General features: G+C 67.5%; 20 protein-coding genes. 7 read left to right on the top strand and 13 right to left on the bottom strand.

The window, feature by feature from the left end; translation table 11 throughout:
* The first annotated feature begins 5 nt into the window (after nt 1-5).
* The gene (gene lnt, locus PHLH3_RS04520; RefSeq protein WP_213628365.1) at nt 6-1,526 is read left to right on the top strand and encodes an apolipoprotein N-acyltransferase; all 1,521 of its coding nucleotides are present in this window, start codon (nt 6-8) and stop codon (nt 1,524-1,526) included.
* 56 nt (nt 1,527-1,582) lie between these two features.
* On the opposite strand, the gene PHLH3_RS04515 is transcribed toward lnt, so the two are convergent.
* Nucleotides 1,583-2,344: a YdcF family protein gene (locus PHLH3_RS04515; protein ID WP_213628364.1), complete on the bottom strand. Its 762-nt coding sequence runs from the start codon at nt 2,342-2,344 to the stop codon at nt 1,583-1,585.
* 28 nt (nt 2,345-2,372) lie between these two features.
* Entirely contained in the window at nt 2,373-2,816 is a 444-nt protein-coding gene (locus tag PHLH3_RS04510; protein WP_213628363.1) for a hypothetical protein, read from the bottom strand.
* A 241-nt stretch (nt 2,817-3,057) separates the two neighbouring features.
* Here PHLH3_RS04510 and leuS point away from each other — a divergent pair, with 241 nt between their 5' ends.
* The 6 genes from leuS to lipA all read left to right on the top strand — a co-directional run bounded on the left by leuS (nt 3,058) and on the right by lipA (nt 10,248).
* Nucleotides 3,058-5,679 (top strand): leucine--tRNA ligase, encoded by a 2,622-nt coding sequence (gene leuS, locus PHLH3_RS04505; protein WP_213628362.1) that lies wholly within the window; start codon nt 3,058-3,060, stop codon nt 5,677-5,679.
* Between the two features lie 60 nt (nt 5,680-5,739).
* Nucleotides 5,740-6,345 (top strand): LPS assembly lipoprotein LptE, encoded by a 606-nt coding sequence (gene lptE, locus PHLH3_RS04500; RefSeq protein WP_213628361.1) that lies wholly within the window; start codon nt 5,740-5,742, stop codon nt 6,343-6,345.
* Between the two features lie 44 nt (nt 6,346-6,389).
* A complete protein-coding gene (holA, locus tag PHLH3_RS04495; protein WP_213628360.1) occupies nt 6,390-7,427 on the top strand; it encodes a DNA polymerase III subunit delta in 1,038 nt (345 codons plus the stop codon).
* A 75-nt stretch (nt 7,428-7,502) separates the two neighbouring features.
* Nucleotides 7,503-7,655 carry an alternative ribosome rescue factor ArfA gene (gene arfA, locus PHLH3_RS04490; RefSeq protein WP_044410741.1) on the top strand — a complete coding sequence of 51 codons (153 nt, stop codon included), beginning with the start codon at nt 7,503-7,505 and terminating at the stop codon, nt 7,653-7,655.
* Nucleotides 7,656-7,711: 56 nt separating this feature from the next.
* Nucleotides 7,712-9,013, top strand: a complete 1,302-nt coding sequence (locus tag PHLH3_RS04485; protein WP_213628359.1) for a lytic murein transglycosylase — start codon at nt 7,712-7,714, stop codon at nt 9,011-9,013.
* 182 nt (nt 9,014-9,195) lie between these two features.
* Nucleotides 9,196-10,248, top strand: coding sequence for a lipoyl synthase (lipA, locus tag PHLH3_RS04480; RefSeq protein WP_111261507.1), 1,053 nt, complete (start codon nt 9,196-9,198; stop codon nt 10,246-10,248).
* 101 nt (nt 10,249-10,349) lie between these two features.
* Here lipA and lipB read toward each other — a convergent pair whose 3' ends face one another.
* The 11 genes from lipB to PHLH3_RS04425 all read right to left on the bottom strand — a co-directional run bounded on the left by lipB (nt 10,350) and on the right by PHLH3_RS04425 (nt 20,412).
* Nucleotides 10,350-10,970: a lipoyl(octanoyl) transferase LipB gene (gene lipB / locus PHLH3_RS04475; protein WP_213628358.1), complete on the bottom strand. Its 621-nt coding sequence runs from the start codon at nt 10,968-10,970 to the stop codon at nt 10,350-10,352.
* Nucleotides 10,970-11,251 (bottom strand): DUF493 domain-containing protein, encoded by a 282-nt coding sequence (locus PHLH3_RS04470; protein ID WP_111261509.1) that lies wholly within the window; start codon nt 11,249-11,251, stop codon nt 10,970-10,972. The genes lipB and PHLH3_RS04470 overlap by 1 nt, the downstream gene beginning before the upstream one ends.
* A 94-nt stretch (nt 11,252-11,345) precedes the next feature.
* Nucleotides 11,346-12,509 (bottom strand): D-alanyl-D-alanine carboxypeptidase family protein, encoded by a 1,164-nt coding sequence (locus PHLH3_RS04465; protein WP_173178480.1) that lies wholly within the window; start codon nt 12,507-12,509, stop codon nt 11,346-11,348.
* A 58-nt stretch (nt 12,510-12,567) separates the two neighbouring features.
* Nucleotides 12,568-13,572, bottom strand: coding sequence for a septal ring lytic transglycosylase RlpA family protein (locus tag PHLH3_RS04460; protein WP_111261511.1), 1,005 nt, complete (start codon nt 13,570-13,572; stop codon nt 12,568-12,570).
* A 3-nt stretch (nt 13,573-13,575) separates the two neighbouring features.
* Entirely contained in the window at nt 13,576-14,580 is a 1,005-nt protein-coding gene (gene mltB / locus PHLH3_RS04455; RefSeq protein WP_213628357.1) for a lytic murein transglycosylase B, read from the bottom strand.
* A 14-nt stretch (nt 14,581-14,594) separates the two neighbouring features.
* Nucleotides 14,595-15,698: a rod shape-determining protein RodA gene (gene rodA / locus PHLH3_RS04450; protein WP_173178514.1), complete on the bottom strand. Its 1,104-nt coding sequence runs from the start codon at nt 15,696-15,698 to the stop codon at nt 14,595-14,597.
* A 38-nt stretch (nt 15,699-15,736) separates the two neighbouring features.
* A complete protein-coding gene (gene mrdA, locus PHLH3_RS04445) occupies nt 15,737-17,638 on the bottom strand; it encodes a penicillin-binding protein 2 (RefSeq protein ID WP_213628356.1) in 1,902 nt (633 codons plus the stop codon).
* A gap of 9 nt (nt 17,639-17,647) precedes the next feature.
* A complete protein-coding gene (rlmH, locus tag PHLH3_RS04440; protein ID WP_173178477.1) occupies nt 17,648-18,115 on the bottom strand; it encodes a 23S rRNA (pseudouridine(1915)-N(3))-methyltransferase RlmH in 468 nt (155 codons plus the stop codon).
* A 12-nt stretch (nt 18,116-18,127) separates the two neighbouring features.
* A complete protein-coding gene (rsfS, locus tag PHLH3_RS04435) occupies nt 18,128-18,481 on the bottom strand; it encodes a ribosome silencing factor (RefSeq protein WP_111261536.1) in 354 nt (117 codons plus the stop codon).
* Between the two features lie 21 nt (nt 18,482-18,502).
* The gene (nadD, locus tag PHLH3_RS04430; RefSeq protein WP_111261516.1) at nt 18,503-19,147 is read right to left on the bottom strand and encodes a nicotinate-nucleotide adenylyltransferase; all 645 of its coding nucleotides are present in this window, start codon (nt 19,145-19,147) and stop codon (nt 18,503-18,505) included.
* Nucleotides 19,147-20,412: a glutamate-5-semialdehyde dehydrogenase gene (locus PHLH3_RS04425; RefSeq protein WP_173178476.1), complete on the bottom strand. Its 1,266-nt coding sequence runs from the start codon at nt 20,410-20,412 to the stop codon at nt 19,147-19,149. The genes nadD and PHLH3_RS04425 overlap by 1 nt, the downstream gene beginning before the upstream one ends.
* Nucleotides 20,413-20,604 lie beyond the last annotated feature (192 nt).

Here is a 20,604-nt window from a genome sequence, read left to right as displayed (position 1 = left end):
TGTGCATGAACTGGATCACCCGCCCCGGCTGGCCGGGCAACCTGCTGGCCCTGGCGGCCGGCGCGCTCACCCCGCTGGCCCTCGCGCCCTTCGATATCTGGCCCATCTCGCTGCTGTCCCTGGCACTGTTCTACCTGGGCCTGCGCGACCTCGCGCCCAAGGCGGCCTTCGTCCGCGGCTGGTGCTACGGCTTCGGCCTGTTCATCGCCGGCACCAGTTGGATCTACGTCAGCATCCACGACTACGGCGCCGCCTCGGTGCCGCTGGCAGCCTTCCTCACCGGCGGCTTCAGCGCCGGCGTGGCCCTGTTCTTCGCCCTGCCCGCCATCGTCTGGGCGCGCTGGTTCCGCCGCAGCGAAGCGCCCCTGGCCGACGCCCTGGCCTTCGCCGCCCTGTGGCTGGCCCAGGAAGCCTTCCGCGGCTGGTTCCTCACCGGCTTCCCCTGGCTCTACGCCGGCTACAGCCAGCTCGACGCGCCCCTGGCCGGGCTCGCCCCGGTGGGCGGCATGTGGCTGGTGTCCTTCGTCCTGGCACTGACCGCCGCCTTGCTGGTCAACCTCGTGCGCCTGCGCGCACGCCCGGCCTTCCTCGCCGCCGGGGTGGTGCTGCTGGTCGGTCCCTGGATCGCCGGCCAGGCCCTGAAGGGCCACGCCTGGACCAGGCCCGCCGGTGAACCGCTGAAGGTCGCGGCCCTGCAGGGCAACGTCGAACAGAACATGAAATGGGACCCGGCCCAGCTCAACGCCCAGCTTGCGCTGTACCGCGACATGACCTTCAGCGCCGAGCAGGCCGACCTGATCATCTGGCCGGAAACCGCCGTGCCGGTGCTCAAGGAATACGCCGAGGGCTACCTGTCGGTGATGAACCGCTTCGCCTTCGAACGCAAGGCCACCCTGATCACCGGGGTGCCGATCCGCCAGGCCAACGAGCGCGGCGAGAAGCGCTACTACAACGGCATCACCGTGATCGGCGAAGGCGAAGGCACCTACCTCAAGCAGAAGCTGGTGCCCTTCGGCGAATACGTGCCCCTGCAGGACGTGCTGCGCGGCCTGATCGCCTTCTTCGACCTGCCCATGTCCGACTTCGCACGCGGCCCGACCGACCAGGAGCCGCTGCTGGCCAAGGGTTACCGCATCGCGCCGTTCATCTGCTACGAGGTGGTCTACCCCGAGTTCGCCGCAGGGCTCTCCGCCAACAGCGAGCTGCTGCTGACCGTGAGCAACGACACCTGGTTCGGCACCTCCATCGGCCCGCTGCAGCACCTGCAGATGGCACAGATGCGCGCGCTGGAAGCCGGCCGCTGGATGATCCGCGCCACCAACAACGGCGTCACCGCGCTGATCGACCCCTTCGGCCAGATCACCGAACGCATCCCGCAGTTCGAGAAAGCCACCCTCTACGGTGAAGTGGTGCCGATGCAGGAGCTAACGCCCTACCTCAAATGGCGCGCCTGGCCGCTGGTCATTCTTTGCGGCCTGCTGTTCGGCTGGGCCCTGCTGGCCAGCCGCATCGCCAAGACGGTGTGACCCGGCAGATCATGGCGGCTGCGTAGCCCGGGCTTCGGCCCGGGAACGACGCCACTTCAGCGATAGGCCAGCGGATAGGCGAGCAGCCCGATCCATTCGTTGAACAGCATGCCGTTCTTCCACACTGCCGGCGCCTCGGGCAGCCAGCCGCCGAACGGGTCGCCGGGGGGAACCCCATAGGCGCCCATGGGCGCCGGCACCACCTCCAGGCCGACTTTCTCGAAGCACCAGCGCGCCCGCTGCATGTGGAAGGCCTGGGTCACCAATACCACCTTGTCGATTCCCTCGGCCTTGAGGATGCGCGCACTCTCCACGGCGTTCTCCCAGGTTGTGCGGCTGCTGCCTTCCTGCCAGCGCACCGGCACCGAGAGCTCCGACTCCAGGGTCCGCGCCATGATCGCCGCCTCGCTGGGCGGGGTGCCGTAATGCAGCCCGCCGGAGGTCAGCACCGGCAGGCCGCTGGCCCTGGCCAGGCGCGCCGCATAGCGCACACGCTCGGTGGCCAGCAGGCTGGGCTGGTCCTCGCCCCAGGCGGGATCGCCGCGCATGCGCCCCGCGCCGAGCACGACGATGGCCTGGGCACGGGCGGGCAGGTCCTTGAGCTCGCTCTCGGCCAGGGGCTTTTCGGTCTCCAGCGCGCGTGCCGACCATTGCACCACCACCGGCAGGCTCATCGCCCACAGGCCACCGAAACCAAGCACGAAGCAGCACAGCGCCAGGCGCGGGCTACGGCGGCGCAGCCACCAGCCGGCCAGCAGGAGCAGCAGCAGGCCACCCGGCGGCAGCAGCAGTTGCTTGAAGAAATAGCGAATGGGCATTCGAGCACCTCCAGAAGGTGCGCGAAGCCTAACGGGGATTACCGGTACGGAAAAGCTGCGAGCCGCAGGCCGGGCAGGCCTGCACGCCCTGGCCACGCTGCCAGCTGGCGGCTGCCCCGCAAAGGGCGCAGACCAGTTGCTGGCGACGCTTGAACAGGGGCTTGGCTACGCGAACAGGCGTGGCCGGGGGCTTGGCAGCGGAGCGGGTGAGCTTGGGCCTGGCCGGTTGCTGCTCGATCAGCGCGAGCTCTTCGGCCGCCGCGTGCCAGCCGCGCAGCCAGTGCAGGTCATTGTCGAGGTAGGCGCGGATCAGCTCGAGCTCGGCGGGGCTGAGCCCCTTCAGCTCCAGCTCGCGGGGGTCTTCGTCACGCAGGCGGATGGCGGTGTCGGCTTCGTCCAGCGCGAGCGCCAGGCGATGCAGCAGCCGCTCGTAGAGCCCGCTCGCCGATTCCGCTCGCCGCATCTCGCCCATCCAACGACACCTCGTTACCGCATCCGACTTTTGCAAAGCTAATGAATAGCTTAGCGCCAGGCGTCGAACCTACAGGGTGCCGCGACAAACGGTGGGCCGGGGCCTGGCGGCGGTCAATCAGGGTTTCCCTCAGCCAAGGGGGGTCATGTATGCTACGGCGCTTGAATTTCCTTTTCAGATCAGGCCCACCGGTCCCCGGACAGCGACCCTTCTGAATGCCCATTTCTCAGCGCAAGTAGCCATGCACGAAAACTACCAGCCCCGCGAAATCGAAGCCGCCGCGCAATCCCACTGGGATTCGCAGAAATCCTTTGTAGTCAGCGAACAGCCCGGCAAGGACACCTTCTATTGCCTGTCGATGTTCCCCTACCCGAGCGGCAAGCTGCACATGGGTCACGTGCGCAACTACACCATCGGCGACGTGATCGCCCGCTACCAGCGCATGCAGGGCAAGAACGTGCTGCAGCCCATGGGCTGGGACGCCTTCGGCATGCCGGCGGAAAACGCCGCCATGAAGAACAACGTCGCCCCCGCCAAGTGGACCTACGAGAACATCGCCTACATGAAGTCCCAGCTGAAAAGCCTGGGCCTGGCGATCGACTGGTCCCGCGAGGTCACCACCTGCAAGCCGGATTACTACCGCTGGGAGCAGTGGCTGTTCACCCGCCTGTTCGAGAAGGGCGTGATCTACCGCAAGAACGGCACCGTGAACTGGGACCCGGTGGACCAGACCGTGCTGGCCAACGAGCAGGTCATCGACGGCCGTGGCTGGCGTTCGGGCGCGCTGATCGAGAAGCGCGAAATCCCGATGTACTACTTCAAGATCACCGCCTACGCCGATGAGCTGCTCTCCAGCCTCGACGAACTGCCGGGCTGGCCCGAGCAGGTCAAGACCATGCAGCGCAACTGGATCGGCAAGTCCCGCGGCATGGAAGTCAGCTTCCCCTACGACCAGGCCAGCATCGGCCAGGCCGGGGCGATGAAGGTCTTCACCACCCGTCCGGACACCCTGATGGGCGCCACCTACGTGGCCGTGGCCGCCGAGCACCCGCTGGCCGCGATCGCCCTGCAGAAGCTGCCGGCCGACAAGGCCGCCGAACTGCAAGCCTTCATCGACGAGTGCAAGCGCGGTGGCGTCGCCGAAGCCGACATCGCCACCCAGGAAAAGAAGGGCCTGCCGACGCCGCTGCTCGTCGAGCACCCGCTGACCGGCGAGAAGCTGCCGGTGTGGGTCGCCAACTACGTCCTGATGAACTACGGCGAAGGCGCCGTGATGGCCGTGCCCGCCCATGACGAGCGCGACTTCGAGTTCGCCGCCAAGTACGGCCTGCCGGTCAAGCCGGTGGTGCGCACCAGCGCCGGCGACGAAACCCCCGCGCCCTGGCAGCCCGCCTATGGCGAGCATGGCCAGTTGATCAACTCCGGCGAATTCGACGGCCTGGATTTCCCCGGTGCCTTCGACGCCATCGAAGTGGCCCTGCAGAAGAAATCCCTCGGCCAGGCCCGCACCCAGTTCCGCCTGCGCGACTGGGGCATCAGCCGCCAGCGCTACTGGGGCTGCCCGATCCCGATCATCCACTGCCCGAGCTGCGGCGACGTACCGGTCCCCGAGGACCAGCTGCCCGTCGTCCTGCCGGAGGACGTGGTGCCGGACGGCGCCGGTTCGCCGCTGGCCAAGATGCCCGAGTTCTACGAATGCAGCTGCCCGAAATGCGGCGCTGCGGCCAAGCGCGAAACCGACACCATGGACACCTTCGTGGAGAGCTCCTGGTACTTCGCCCGCTACGCCTCGCCCACCTACGACAAGGGCATGGTCGACCCCGCCGCCGCCAACCACTGGCTGCCGGTGGACCAATACATCGGCGGCATCGAACACGCCATCCTGCACCTGCTCTACGCGCGCTTCTTCCACAAGCTGATGCGTGACGAAGGCCTGGTCAGCTCCGACGAGCCGTTCAAGAACCTGCTGACCCAGGGCATGGTGGTCGCCGAGACCTACTACCGCACCACCGCCAACGGCGGCAAAGACTGGTTCAACCCGGCCGATGTCGAGGTCGAGCGCGACGCCAAGGCCAAGGTCATCGGGGCGCGCCTGAAGAGCGACGGCCAGCCGGTGGAAATCGGCGGCACCGAGAAGATGTCCAAGTCGAAGAACAACGGCGTGGACCCGCAGGCCATGATCGACGCCTACGGCGCCGACACCTGCCGCCTGTTCATGATGTTCGCCTCGCCGCCGGACATGAGCCTGGAGTGGTCCGACTCCGGCGTCGAAGGGGCCAGCCGCTTCCTGCGCCGCGTCTGGCGCCTGGGCCAGGCCCACGTCAACGCCGGCCTGCCGGGCAGCCTGGACAAGGCCGGCCTGAACGACGCCCAGAAAGAGGTGCGCCGCGCCATCCACCTGGCCATCAAGCAGGCCAGCCAGGATGTCGGCCAGCACCACAAGTTCAACACCGCCATCGCCGCCGTGATGACCCTGATGAACGTGCTCGAGAAAGCCGCCCAGGACACCGACCAGGACCGCGCCCTGCTGCACGAAGGCCTGGAGACCGTGGCCCTGCTGCTGGCGCCCATCACCCCGCACATCAGCCACGAGCTGTGGCGCGAGCTGGGCCATGCCGACCCGGTGATCGACGCCAGCTGGCCCAAGGTCGACGCCGAAGCCCTGGTGCAGGACAGCCTGCAACTGGTGGTGCAGGTCAACGGCAAGCTGCGCGGGCACATCGACGTACCGGCCGACGCCAGCCGCGAAGCCGTCGAGGCCACCGCGCGGGAGAACGAGAACGTGCTGCGCTTCACCGAAGGCCTGACCATCCGCAAGGTCATCGTGGTGCCCGGCAAGCTGGTCAACATCGTCGCCAACTGATTGAGCCCGGGGCCGCGTGTGGAGCGCGGCACCGGTACGTTCGCCAAGGGGAAAACAGAAATGAAGAAACGGAATCTGCTGGTCGTGGGTCTGGCCGTGATGCTCAGTGCCTGCGGCTTTCAACTGCGCGGCACCGGCGACACCCGGTTCGCCCTGAAGGAAATCGACGTCACCGGCCGCAACAGCTACGGCGAGACCGTCAAGCAGGTCCGCGAGCTGCTGGAGAACAGCGACGTCAACGTCCACGCCGGCGCGCCCTACACCCTGGTCCTCACCCGCGAGAAGGAAGACCAGCGCACCGCCACCTACACCGGCTCCGCGCGTAGCGCCGAGTACGAGCTGAACGTCACCCTCGACTACGAGATCCGTGGCAACAAGGACCTGCTGCTGCTCAGCGACCGCATGGACGTGCAGCGCTACTACACCCACGACAGCAACAACCTGATCGGCTCCGACCAGGAGTCCAACCAGCTGCGCGAGGAAATGCGCCGCGAGCTGGTTCAGCAACTGGCCATGCGCCTGCAACTGATCACGCCCGAGCGCCTGGATCAGCTGCAGACCGAAGCCGAAGCCAAGGCCAAGGCCGAAGCCGACGCCCTGGAAGCCGAGCGTCGCGCCGAAGAAGCCAAGCCGCAGCAATCCCCGCTGCAACTGCCCGTCAAGTAAGGTGCACGGGGCCGCTATTGCGGCCCCGGTCATTTCCCCTGCCCATGAAGCTCAACGCCGCCCAACTCAGCAAGCACCTGCAAGGCAACCTCGCCCCTGTCTACATCGTCAGCGGCGACGAGCCGCTGCTGTGCCAGGAAGCCTGCGATGCCATCCGCACGGCCTGCCGCGAGCGCGACTTCAACGAACGCCAGGTCTTCAACGTCGAGGCCAGCTTCGACTGGGGGCAGCTGCATGAAGCCGGTGCCAGCCTCTCGCTGTTCGCCGACAAGCGCCTGATCGAATTGCGCATTCCCAACGGCAAGCCCGGGGACAAGGGCGCCGCCGCGCTGCTCGAATACCTCTCGCGTCCGCCGGAAGACACCCTGCTGCTGGTAAGCCTGCCCAAGCTGGACGGCAGCACCCAGAAAACCAAATGGGCCAAGGCCCTGATCGACGGTCCCAACGCCCAGTTCCTGCAGATCTGGCCAGTGGACGCCCACCAGCTGCCGCAATGGATACGCCAGCGCCTGGCCCAGGCCGGTCTCGCCGCCAACCAGGAGGCGGTCGACCTGATCGCCGCCCGGGTCGAAGGCAACCTGCTGGCCGCCGCCCAGGAGATCGAGAAGCTCAAGCTGCTCGCCGAAGGCGGCCAGATCGACGCCGCCACCGTGCAGGCTGCAGTGGCCGACAGCGCCCGCTTCGACGTCTTCGGCCTGATCGACGCTGCGCTCAACGGCGAGGCCGCGCATACCCTGCGCACCCTCGAAGGCCTGCGCGGCGAAGGCGTGGAAACCCCCGTGATCCTATGGGCGCTGGCCCGCGAACTGCGCCAGCTGGCCGGCATCGCCCAGCAGTACGCCCAGGGCGTGCCGCTGGAGAAAGCCTTCGCCTCCGCCCGCCCGCCGGTGTGGGACAAGCGCCGCCCCCTGGTCAGCCGTGCCCTGCAACGTCATCCCGCCTCGCGCTGGAACCAACTGCTCAGCGATGCCCAGCGCATCGATGCACAGATAAAGGGCCAGGCCGCCGGCGATCCGTGGATCGGCCTCGCACACCTCGCGCTCAGCCTCGCCGGCCAGCGCCTGCCCATCCCCGCCGCCTGACACTGGACATCGCCCGCATGCGGGAGCAAGATGCGCGCGCCTGCAACCCCGCAGGCGCCCAGTGGAGAGTCGGCCATGGCCAAGCAACGCAAGAAACCCAACAAGGCGAAGAGCATCGTCGCCCAGCCCCTGTTCCGCAGCCGCCAGGAACAGCCACTGAAAGGCAAAGGCAGCTACCGCCGCGAAGCCTCCCGTAACTGGGAGGCTTCTTCGCTTCTGGCCGCCTGAAAAGAGTCATCCGTGTTAAGGTCGCGGCTTGTTTTTGCAGCTGTCGAGACCGCCCCATGCTCCTCGCCCCCGTACCCGGCCTGATCCTCCGCAGCCTGGCAGTGGCCACCACCCTCGCAGTCCTCAGCGCCTGCGCCGACACCCCGAACACCTCCGCTCCCCTGGCCAGCGCCCCGGCGCAACCCGCCGCCCAAGCCTCCCCTGCCCAGCCGCCGGTCGCACCCGAAGTGCTGCCCGAGGAGACCTTCGAGCAATGGCGTGCCCGCTTCCGCCAGGAAGCGCTGGCCGCCGGCATCCGCGCCACCATTTTCGACCAGGCCCTCCAGGGCGTCGAACCGGACCCCGCCGTGGTCACCGCCGACCAGAGCCAGCCCGAGTTCACCCGGCCGGTCTGGGAATACCTCGAAGGGGCCATGTCGCCGTACCGCGTGCGCAAGGGCCAGGCCCTGCTGGCGGAACACGCGCGGATACTCGACGCCATCGAGCAGCGCTACGCCGTCGACCGCCAGACCCTGGTGGCCGTCTGGGGCATGGAAAGCAGCTTCGGCCAGTTCATGGGCGACAAGTCGGTGATCCGCTCCCTCGCCACCCTGGCCTACGAAGGTCGCCGCCCGGCCTTCGCCCACGCCCAGCTGATCGCCGCCCTGGAGATCATCCAGCACGGCGACATCAAGCCCGCCGGCATGCGTGGCTCCTGGGCCGGCGCCATGGGCCAGACCCAGTTCATCCCCACCACCTACAACACCCATGCGGTGGACTTCGACGGCGACGGCCGCCGCGACATCTGGAACTCCACCGCCGACGCCCTGGCCTCCACTGCCCACTACCTGCAGGCCTCGGGCTGGCAGAAGGGCAAGCCATGGGGCGCCGAAGTGAAGCTGCCAGCCGGCTTCGACTACGCTCAGGCCGACACCGACACCCGCAAGACCGTGGCCGAGTGGCAGGCGCTGGGCGTGCGCGTACCGTTGCCCGCGCACCTGGCCCAGGAGCGCGGCTACCTGCTGCTGCCGGCCGGCTACCGCGGCCCGGCATTCCTGGTGCTGGACAACTTCCGCGCCATCCTCAAGTACAACAACTCGTCTTCCTACGCCCTGGCCATCGGCCTGCTGTCCCAGCGCTTCGACGGCCAGGGGCTGATCGCCGGCACCTGGCCCAAGGGCGACAAGCCCCTGAGCCGCACCGAGCGCATCGAACTGCAGGAAGCCCTGGCCAGCGGTGGCTACAACCCCGGTGCCGCCGACGGCATCATCGGTGCCAACACCCGCAAGGCCATCCGTGGCTACCAGCAGCAGCTCGGCTGGCCGGCCGACGGCTACCCCAACCAGCAGCTGCTCGAGCAATTGCGCAGCGCACGCTGAAGCGCCCCGCCTGAACGGAGCTACGGGTCGCCCGGCCACAGCCGGGGCCCCTCCGGACCGTACAGGCGGGCAGCTGACCATCCGGTCATTTCGCTCCAGCCGACACAGGCCGCTGTGTTACACTGCGCCACCCCTTTTTGCCCCCGTGGCAGCCAACTGAGCCTCTAGCGGAGCCAGTTCCGATGTCCGATTCAGCCCCGTCCAAACCCGTCGCCAGTGGCGAGAAGTTCCGTAATGCCCAGGGCATCACGGCGATCAAGGATGGCCAGAAGCGCCGCGCCTCGGCCGAACCCCAGGTATTCGAACCCAAGCCCAGCTGGTTGCGGGTGAAGGCTCCCGGCGGCAGCCGTTTCGAAGCGGTCAAGCGCAACGTCGGCGAGCACCGCCTGAGCACCGTGTGCCAGGAATCCCATTGCCCGAACATGGGCGAGTGCTGGTCCAACGGCACCGCCACCATCATGCTGATGGGCTCGGTGTGCACCCGCGCCTGCCGCTTCTGCGCCGTGGACACCGGCAACCCCAATGGCTGGCTGGACCAGGAAGAGCCGCAGAACACTGCCAAGTCCGTCGAGCTGATGGCGTTGCGCTACATCGTGCTGACCTCGGTGGACCGCGACGACCTCGACGACGGTGGCGCCAGCCACTACGCGGCCTGCGTGCGCGCCATCAAGGAACGTACCCCCAATGTGGTGGTGGAAGCCCTCACGCCCGACTTCGACGGTGACCTCCAGGCCATCGAGCGCGTGGTCGACTCGGGCCTCGAGGTGTTCGCGCAGAACGTCGAGACGGTCAAGCGCCTGACCCACGAGGTGCGCGACCCCCGCGCCGGCTACGAGAAGACCCTGAATGCCCTGGCGCACGCCAAGCGCCACCGCCCTTCCGTACTGACCAAGACCAGCCTGATGCTCGGCCTGGGCGAGACCGACGAGGAAGTCATCGAGGCCATGGACGACCTGCGCGCCATCGGCGTCGACATCCTGACCCTCGGCCAGTACCTGCAACCGACCCGCAACCACCTCAAGGTCCAGCGCTGGGTCAGCCCCGAGGAGTTCAACCGCTTCCGCGACATCGGCCTGGAGAAGGGCTTCATGGAAGTCGCCGCCGGCCCGCTGGTGCGCTCCAGCTACCGCGCCGACCGGGTGTTCGAGAAGAACAACCTGGGCCTCGCCGCGCCGGTACCGGTGCCGGGCCAGCCCCAGGACACGAGCCTCATCCCTGCCCTCAACCTGGGTTGAGCGACCACGGCAAGGCCGCCCCGGGAAACCGGGGCGGGTTGCGATGAAGGAAGACCAGGCTTATGAAAAAGGCGCCCACCGGGCGCCTTTCTTGTACCCGCCTAGCGCGGGTACAGCCGCTCGCGCAGGATCCGCTCCAGGCGCTGCGCCACCTCGTCGAGGGACGGCGCCGGCGCGACCAGTTCCTTGAGCTGCACCATCTTCAGGCCGGCGTAACCGCAGGGGTTGATGCGCTGGAAGGGCGACATGTCCATGTCCACGTTGAGCGCCAGGCCGTGGAAGGAACAGCCGCGGCTGACCCGCAGGCCCAGCGAGGCGATCTTGTCGCCCGCCACGTAGACCCCGGGCGCATCCGCCCTGGGCGCCGCCTCGATGCCGTAGCCGGCCAGCAGCTCAACCAGGCTCAGCTCCATGGTCGTCACCAGCTCGCGCACACCCAGCCCCAGGCGGCGCAGGTCGAGCATCAGGTAGCCCACCAGTTGGCCGGGACCGTGGTAGGTCACCTGGCCGCCACGATCGACCTGCACCACGGGGATATCGCCCGGTGCCAGCAGGTGCTCGGCCTTGCCGGCCTGCCCCTGGGTGAATACCCGGGGGTGCTGCAGCAGCCAGATTTCGTCGGGGGTGGTGTCGTCGCGCTCGGCGGTGAGCCGGCGCATCGCCTCCAGGGTCGGCAGGTATTCGGCCAACCCTAGGTGACGCACGATGAGCTCGGGCGCCACTAGAGCACCATGTGCACGCGGCCGGTAGCGCGCAGGTCGACGTGAATCGCCTGCAACTGGTCGACGCTGGTGGCGGTGATCAGTACCTGCACGGAGAGGAAGCGGCCGTTGCGGCTGTCGCGTGCCACCAGGGTGGTGACGTCGAGGTCCGGCGCATGGCGCTGAATGATCTCGACGACCAGGTCGGAGAAGCCCTCGCCGGCATCGCCGATCACCTTGATCGGGTAGCGCTCGCAGGGGAATTCGATTTTTGGGGCTTGTACGTCGGTTTCGTCGGTCATGGCGGCGGCGGACTCGTGGTCCGCGATGCGGACGCCCCGCCACCCGGGTGGGGTGCGGGGCGTCGGCTCAGTAGGTCGGTTGGTACGGCTCGGCTCAGTTGAACAGGCCGTAGAAGAACAGGCGGATGCTATCCCACAGGCGGCGGAAGAAGCCACCTTCTTCGACGGCCTCCAGGGCGACCAGGTCGGCGCTGTGCACCACCTTGTCGTCCAGCTTGACCTCGACCTTGCCGATCACGTCGCCCTGCTTGATGGGCGCGACCAGTTGCGGGGACAGGGTCATGGCGGCCTGCAGTTTCTGCAGCTGGCCCTTGGGCAGGGTCATGGTCAGATCGCTGGCCAGGCCAGCCTTCACTTCGCGCGAAGCGCCCTTCCAGACCTGGGCTTTGGCCAGCTCGGCGCCCTTCTGGTAGAAGGTCTTGGTCTCGAAGAAACGGAAACCGTAGGTCAGCAGCTTCTGGGTCTCGGCGGCACGGGCCTGCTCGCTGTTGGTGCCGAACACCACGGCGATCAGGCGCTGGTTGTCACGCACGGCGGAGGCCACCAGGCAGAAACCGGCTTCCTCGGTGTGGCCGGTCTTCAGGCCGTCCACGGTCTTGTCGCGCCACAGCAGCAGGTTGCGGTTGGGCTGCTTGATGTTGTTCCAGAAGAACTCCTTCTGCGAGTAGATGGCGTAGTGCGCCGGGTCCTCGTAGATGATCGCGCGGGCCAGGCGGGCCATGTCGTGCGCGGTGGAGTAGTGCTCCGGATTGGGCAGGCCGGTGGCGTTCATGAAGTGGCTGCCGGTCATGCCGAGCTTCTCGGCGGTGGTGTTCATCATGTCGGCGAAGGCGTCTTCGCTGCCGGCGATGTGCTCGGCCACGGCGACGCTGGCGTCGTTGCCGGACTGGATGATGATGCCGTGCAGCAGGTCGCTCAGGGACACCTGGGTGTTGACCTGGACGAACATGCGCGAACCGCCGGTGCGCCAGGCGTGCTCGCTGATGGTCACCGGGTCGTTCTCGCCGATCTGGCCCTTGCGGATCTCCAGGGTGGCGATGTACGCGGTCATCAGCTTGGTCAGGCTCGCGGGCGGCAGGCGCTCGTCACCGTTGTTCTCGACCAGGACCTGGCCACTGGCGGCATCCATCAGCACATAGGCCTTGGCAGCCAGTTGCGGCGGCGAAGGGACGATCTGCTCGGCGGCCAGGGCGACCGGCGCGGCGATGAGCAGGGCTGCTGGCAGTAGAAGGCGTTTCGCAAAGCTGATGATGTTCATCCGTCTCTCTGAAGTTGCTAATGGTCTAACAGGCCCTCGCGGGCAAAGAACGAAGCCGTCAGTCCGGCTTCACCAGGGTCGGCTGGCCGAGGTTGGCCAGGCGAACGCTGTCCTGCAATTGCTGCGCTTCACCCTGCGTGTCGATCGGCCCCAGGCGCACCCGGTGCAGGATCTGCTGATTGCGCACGACCGAGCTGATGAATACCGGGGCACTCACCATCCCGCTCAGCTTGTCCTTGAGGAGCTCCGCAGCGTCCGGATTGGCGAAGGCGCCCACCTGGAGATACAGGCCAGATGCTCCGAGTGAACCGTTTTTTTTTGCGTCGATCTGCACTGGCAGCACGGCGGCCGCGTGCTGCGCGGGCGGCGGGGTGTACTGCTCGACCGGGGCGCTGGCGACCTGCACGGGCGCGGGCGCCGGCTGGGGCTTGGCCACCTGCTGCGGCTGCGCCAGCACCATCGGCACCGGACGGCCCTGGGCAGCCCACCACTCATTGGGGTCGATGCCCTCGACCTTGACCCGCGCGGTGCCGGTCTCGGCATAGCCGAGCTTCTTCGCGGCGGCGAAGGACAGGTCGATGATGCGGTCGGAGTAGAACGGGCCACGGTCGTTCACGCGCAGGATCACCGTGCGGCCGTTGTCCAGGTTGGTCACCTTGACGTAGCTCGGCAGCGGCAGGGTCTTGTGCGCGGCGGTCATGCCATAGAGGTCGTAGGCCTCGCCGTTGGCGGTGGCCTGCCCATGGAACTTGGTGCCATACCAGGAAGCGGTGCCGGTGGCCTGGTAGCGGCGCGCATCGCTCATCGGGTAGTAGGTCTTGCCCAGCACCGTATAGGGGTTGGCCTTGATCGAGCCGTAGTGCGGCATCGGCACCGCGTCGGGGATCCGCGAGACGTCGACGTCCCACCAGGGCGCGCCGTCCTTGTGCGGACGCGAGTAGTCGCCAGGACCGGAGATCGGCCCGCCTTGTTGTACCGGCTGCGGGGAACGGCTGCTGGAGCAGCTGGCGAGCAGCAGCACCAAGGCACCGTAAGCTGCGAATCTGATCGGCATCTGCCGCATGTGTTAACGCCCGCCCCGCGCATTGACCAAGGATTCTGAAAGCTGATGCACCGCCATGGAATACATCACGCTGCGATTGTAGCGGGTGATCACGTAGAAGTTGGGCAGGCCCATCCAGTACTCCATGCCGTCCGCGCCATCCAGCCTGAAGGCCGTGACGGCGAGATCATCGCGCAAGGCATCCCCGCTTGCCCAGCCCAGGGCACGCAGTTCGCCGACATTCTTCACCGGGTCCAGGCCTTCGGTGAGGCCCTGCTCGGCATTCTCGCCACGCACCTGGGCGCGGCTGACCACCGGCTCGCCGGCCACCCAGCCATGGCGCTTGAAGTAGCTGGCCACGCTGCCGATGGCGTCCACCGGGTTGGTCCAGATATCGATGTGGCCATCGCCGTCGAAGTCCACCGCATAGGCGCGGAAGCTGCTGGGCATGAACTGCGGCAGCCCCATGGCGCCGGCGTAGGAGCCCTTCAGGGTGAGCGGGTCGACCTGCTCCTCGCGCGCCAGCAGCAGGAACTCCTTCAACTGCTTGCGGAAGAATTCGGCACGCGGCGGGTAGTCGAAGCCCAGGGTCGACAGGGCATCGATCACCCGGTAGCTGCCGGTGTTGCCGCCATAGAAGGTCTCGACGCCGATGATCGCCACGATCACCTGGGCCGGCACGCCGTACTCCTTCTCGGCACGGGCCAGGGCGTCGGCGTGCTGGTTCCAGAAGGCCACGCCTTTCTGGATGCGCGCATCGGTGATGAAGATCGGGCGGTATTCCTTCCAAGGCTTGACCCGCTCGGCCGGCCGCGAAATCGCATCGAGGATCGCCTGCTTGCGCTCCACCTCGCGGAACAGGCTGACCAGTTGCTCCCCGGCGAAGCCATAGTCACGGGTCATCTCCGCAACGAACTCGGCGACCTGTGGGCTGCCTTCGTAGTCCCCCGCCAGGGCCGGCGCGGCGGCTCCCAGCACGCCGCCGAGACCCAGGGTCCCCCGCACCATCCAGCTGCGCAGTATTTTCAAATTATTCACTCGTATCAAACCTGGGCGATCCACTTGCGATGGGTATGGATGGCCATCAAAACCCCAAACCCTGACAGCAGCGTAACCAGCGAAGTTCCGCCGTAGCTAATGAAGGGAAGGGGCACTCCCACCACCGGCAGCAGGCCACTGACCATGCCGATGTTGACGAACACGTAGACGAAGAAGGTCATGGTCAGGCTGCCCGCCAGCAGCTTGCCGAACAGGGTCTGTGCCTGCGCGGTGATGACCAGGCCGCGGCCGATCAACAGCATGTAGACCAGCAGCAGGATGCACACGCCGACCAGGCCGAACTCTTCGCCGAGGACGGCAATGATAAAGTCCGTGTGGCTTTCGGGCAAAAAATCCAGGTGCGACTGGGTGCCCAGCAGCCAGCCCTTGCCGAACACCCCGCCCGAGCCGATCGCCGCCTTCGACTGGATGATGTTCCAGCCGGTGCCCAGCGGGTCGCTTTCCGGGTCGAGGAAGGTCAGCACCCGCTGCTTCTGGTAGTCGTGCATGACGAAGAACCACATCCCCACCGCGACCGGCACCACCGCCGTGACCGCGCCGAGTATCCAGCGCCACTGCAGCCCGGCCATGAACAGCACGAAGGCCCCCGAGGCGAGGATCAGCAGCGCGGTGCCGAGGTCCGGCTGGCGCACCACCAGGATGAAGGGCACCACGATCAGCGCCAGGCTCACCACCACATGCTTGAGCTTGGGGGGCAGCGTTCGCTTGGACAGGTACCAGGCGATGGTCGCCGGCATGAGGATCTTCATGAACTCCGCTGGCTGGAAGCGGATCACCCCCGGGATGTTGATCCAGCGCGTGGCGCCCATGGCGTTGTGGCCCATGATGTCGACCACGATCAGCAGCGACACGCCGCCGACGTAGCCCAGGGGCACCCAGCGGGCGAGGAAGCGTGGCTCGAACTGGGCGATGACCACCATCGCCACCAGCCCCAGGCCGAAGGACGACGCCTGCTTCATCAGCAGGTCCCAGTGCTTGCCGCTGGCCGAATAGAGGACGAACAGGCTGCCGGCGGCCAGCACCAGCAGGAGCAGCAGCAACTGGCCATCGATGTGCAGGCGCTGCAGCAGGCTGGCGCGGCGGCGCATCACGTCCTCGTTGGACAGGGTGCGGTCGAAGTTGCTGTTCATCGGCTCGGGCTCTTCTCGGCGGTCAGGGGCGCCTGCGGCGACTGGAACTCGGGCTTGAGCTGCCCATCGGGGCCCAGCAGCCAGGCATCCATCACCTGCTTGACCACGGGCGCGGCGACACCGGAGCCGGACTCACCGTTCTCCACCATGACCGCGACGGCGATCTTCGGGTTGTCGGCCGGGGCGAAGCCGATGAACAGCGCGTGGTCGCGGTGGCGCTCCTGGACCTTCGAGCGGTCGTACTTCTCGCCCTGCTTGATCGCCACCACCTGCGCGGTACCGGACTTGCCGGCGATGCGGTAGACCGAGGTATCGCCTACCTTGCGGGCGGTGCCCCGCGCGCCGTGCATCACCTGCTCCATGCCGGAGCGCGCGTAGTCCCAGAACTTCGGGTCGCGCAGCGTGATGTCCGGCATCGGGCTCGGATCTTCCGGCGGCTTGCCCTCGATGGTCTTGGCCAGGTGCGGGCGGATCCACTTGCCCCGATTGGCCATCAGCGCGGTGGCCTGGGCCAGTTGCAGCGGCGTGGCCTGCATGTAGCCCTGGCCGATGCCGAGGATCAGCGTCTCGCCCGGGTACCAGGCCTGGCGGTAGCGGGCGCGCTTCCAGTCACGCGACGGCATGAGCCCGGTGGTCTCCTCGAACATGTCCAGGGCCACCTTCTGGCCGAAGCCGAAGCGGCTCATGGAGGCATGCAGGCGGTCGATGCCCATCTTGTGGGCAAGGTCGTAGAAGTAGGTGTCGTTGGACCGCATGATCGCGGTCTCCAGGCTCACCCAGCCGTCACCGGTGCGGTTCCAGTTGCGGTACTTGTGATCGTAGTTGGGCAGTTGGTAGAAGCCCGGGTCGAACACCCGCGACTCGGGGGTGACCACGCCGGCTTCCAGCCCCGAGACCGCCACCATCGGCTTGACCGTCGACCCCGGCGGATAGAGCCCGCGCAGCACGCGGTTGTACAGCGGCCGGTCGATGGAGTCGCGCAGCTCGGCGTACTGCTTGAAGCTGATGCCGGTGACGAAGGGGTTCGGGTCGAAGCTCGGCTGGCTGACCATCGCCAGCACATCGCCGCTGGACGGCTCGATTGCCACGATGGCGCCCCGGCGCCCGCCAAGGGCCGCTTCCGCCGCCTCCTGCAGGCGCGTATCGATGGTCAGCACCAGGTCCTTGCCCGGCTTCGGATCGGTGCGTTTGAGCACCCGCAGCACACGGCCACGGGCATTGGTCTCGACTTCCTCGTAACCCACCTCGCCGTGCAGCGTGTCCTCGTAGAAGCGCTCGATGCCGGTCTTGCCGATGTGGTGGGTGCCGCTGTAGTTGATCGGGTCGAGCTCCTTGAGCTCCTTCTCGTTGATGCGCCCGACGTAGCCCACCGAATGGGCGAAGTGCGCGCCCTGCGGGTAGTGGCGCACCAGTTGCGCGACCACCTCCACGCCCGGCAGGCGGAACTGGTTCACCGCCACGCGGGCGATCTGCTCCTCCGACAGCTCGAAGAGGATGGGCACCGGCTCGAACGGGCGACGCCCCTGCTTCATGCGCTTCTCGAACAGCGTGCGGTCATCCGGCGTCAACTGCAGCGCCTCGACGATCACGTCCAGCGTCTGCTCCCAGTCGCCGGCGCGCTCACGCGTCACCGTCAGGCTGAAGCTCGGGCGGTTGTCGGCGATGATCAGCCCGTTGCGGTCGTAGATCAGGCCACGGGTCGGCGGGATGGGCTGGACGTGGACGCGGTTGTTCTCGGAGAGCGTCGAGTGGTACTCGTACTGGATCACCTGCAGGTAATAGAGGCGGGCGATCAGCACGCAGGTCAGCAACAGCACCAGCACCGCGCCGACGACGACGCGACGACGCACCAGGCGGGCGTCCTTCTCGTGGTCTTTCAGGCGGATCGGCTGCGGCATCGGTACGGCTTACTTGTGATAGGGGTGGCCGGACAGCACGGTCCAGGCTCGATAGATCTGTTCGCCCACCAGGATCCGCACCAGCGGGTGCGGCAGGGTCAGCGGCGACAGCGACCAGCGCTGTTCGCTGCGCGCGCAGACCTCCGGTGCCAGCCCTTCCGGGCCGCCGACCATGAGGTTCACGGTGCGCGCGTCGAGGCGCCAGCGGTCCAGCTCCACCGCCAGTTGCTCGGTGCTCCAGGCGCGGCCTTCGACTTCCAGGGTGACGATGCGTTCCCCGGGCTGCACCTTGGCCAGCATCGCTTCCCCTTCCTGGCGGATCATCCGCGCCACGTCGGCGTTCTTGCCGCGCGTGGTCAGGGGGATCTCCACCAGTTCCAGGGAAAGCTCGGAAGGCAGGCGCTTGGCGTACTCGTGCCAGCCCTCCTCCACCCAGCGGGGCATGCGCGAGCCGACGGCGATCAGACGCAGACGCAAGGCGGTGCTCCGTTATTCCTGGGGATGCTGGGCGCGGCTCTGCTCGGCACCCTGCCACAGGCGCTCGAGGTCGTAGAACTGGCGGGTGGCGACCTGCATCACGTGCACGACCACATCGCCCAGGTCCAGCAGGGCCCACTCGCCGCTGTCCAGGCCTTCGCTGCCCAGCGGGCGCTGACCCTGTTCCTTGACCTTCTCCAGCACGTTGTCGGCGATCGACTTGACGTGGCGGCTGGAGGTGCCGCTGGCGATCACCATGAAGTCGGTGACGCTGGTCTTGCCGCGCACATCGATGGTGGTGATGTCCTGGGCCTTCATGTCTTCCAGGGCCGCGATGGCGACCTTGACCAGTTCTTCGTTTTGCATCGGTTCTTCTACCTCGATCAATCAGTTCGTCGCACGGTACAGGCCGTGCTCATGGATATAGGCCAGCACCGCGTCGGGTACGAGGAAGCGTACCGAGCGCCCGGTGGCCAGCAGCTGGCGGATCTGCGTGGCGGAAACCGCCAGCGGCGCCTGCCATACAAAGGAAATCTGTCCGCCCCGCCCGGCCAGGGCCAGGGGATCGGCGATGCTGCGCGCCGCCAGCAGGTCGCGCAGGGCTTCCGGTGGTTCACTGTCGGCGTCCGGCCGTTGCAGCACCAGGATGTGGCAGTGCTCCAGGAGCTCCTCCCAACGGTGCCAGCCCGGCAGGCCGCAGAAGGCATCCCAGCCCAGCAGCAGGTACAGCGAGTCGTCGGCGCCGAGTTCGGCGTGCAGCGACTCCAGGGTGTCGATGGTCCAGGACGGCCGGTCGCGCTTGAGCTCACGATCGTCCACCACCAGTGGCGGCAGGTCGGCCACCGCGCGCTGGACCATTTCCAGGCGATCGGCCGCGCTGACCTGCGGCGTCTCGCGGTGCGGCGGCCTGGCGCTGGGGATCAGGCGCAACTCGTCGAACCCCATCAGCTCGGCGACCTCCAGCGCACCACGCAAGTGGCCGATGTGCACAGGATCGAAGGTACCGCCGAACAGACCGATGCGTTTGCCCATCAGGTGCGCACGTGACCGTCGCCGAACACCACGTACTTCTCGCTGGTCAGGCCTTCCAGGCCGACCGGTCCACGGGCGTGCAGCTTGTCGGTGGAGATGCCGATCTCCGCGCCCAGGCCGTACTCGAAGCCATCGGCGAAGCGCGTCGAGGCGTTGACCATCACCGAGGCGGAATCCACTTCGGTGAGGAAACGACGGGCGTCGCTGAAGTTCTCGGTGATGATCGCGTCGGTGTGCTGCGAGCCGTAGGTGTTGATGTGCTCGATCGCCTCATCCAGGCCCGCGACGATGCGGATCGACAGGATCGGCGCGTTGTACTCGGTGCGCCAGTCTTCCTCGGTCGCCTCCAGCACGTCGCCACCCAGCAGCGCGCGGGTGGCGGCGTCGCCACGCAGTTCCACCTGCTTGTCGCGGTAGATGGCGGCCAGCGGCGGCAGCACGCGCTCGGCGATGCCGGCATGCACCAGCAGCGTCTCCATGGTGTTGCAGGGCGCGTAGCGTTGGGTCTTGGCGTTGTCGGCGACGCGGATCGCCTTGTCCAGGTCGGCGGCGATGTCGATGTAGACATGGCAGATGCCGTCCAGGTGCTTGATCACCGGCACCTTGGCCTCGCGGCTGATGCGCTCGATCAGGCCCTTGCCGCCGCGCGGGACTATCACGTCGACGAACTCCGGCATGCTGATCAGCGCGCCCACGGCGGCGCGGTCGGTGGTCTCGACGACCTGCACCAGCTCGGCCGGCAGGCCGGCGTCGGCCAGGCCCTTCTGGATGCAGGCGGCGATGGCCTGGTTGGAATGGATAGCCTCGGAGCCGCCACGCAGGATGGTGGCGTTGCCGGACTTCAGGCACAGGCTGGCCGCGTCGATGGTCACGTTCGGGCGCGACTCGTAGATGATGCCGATCACGCCCAGCGGCACGCGCATCTTGCCCACCTGGATGCCCGAAGGCAGGTAGCGCATGTCGCGGATCTCGCCGATCGGGTCCGGCAGGGTGGCCACCTGGCGCAGGCCCTCGATCATGTCGTCGATGCGTGCCGGGGTGAGCGCCAGGCGATCCAGCATGGCTGGCTCCAGGCCATTGGCCCGGCCGTTGGCCAGGTCCTGCTCGTTGGCGGCGGACAGCTCGGCGCGGGCGGCGTCCAGTGCATCGGCGGCGGCCAGCAGGGCGCGGTTCTTCTGCGCGGTGCTGGCACGGGCGGCCACGCGCGAGGCGGCGCGCGCGGCGCGGCCCAGGCGGGTCATGTAATCGAGAACGGACTCGGTCATGGTCTCGGCGGTCTGGCAGTTGGGAAAAGTGGGCGATTATAGCCCGCGCGCCCCGCCACGCCCAGCGGCGCCGGGCGGATGGTAGACAGCACGTCCCGCAGTGCCGGCGCGGCACCGCCACAGCCGCCAGGGCCCGCGCTTGCAGGGGATACGGTGACACCCGGCGGAAAATACTGGCCTTGTGCCGCCCGA

Source organism: Pseudomonas sp. Pc102 (assembly GCF_018408275.1).
Lineage (GTDB): Bacteria > Pseudomonadota > Gammaproteobacteria > Pseudomonadales > Pseudomonadaceae > Metapseudomonas > Metapseudomonas tohonis.
The sequence above is the reverse complement of the archived record's forward strand: the minus strand, read 5'-3'. Positions and strand labels throughout refer to the sequence as shown.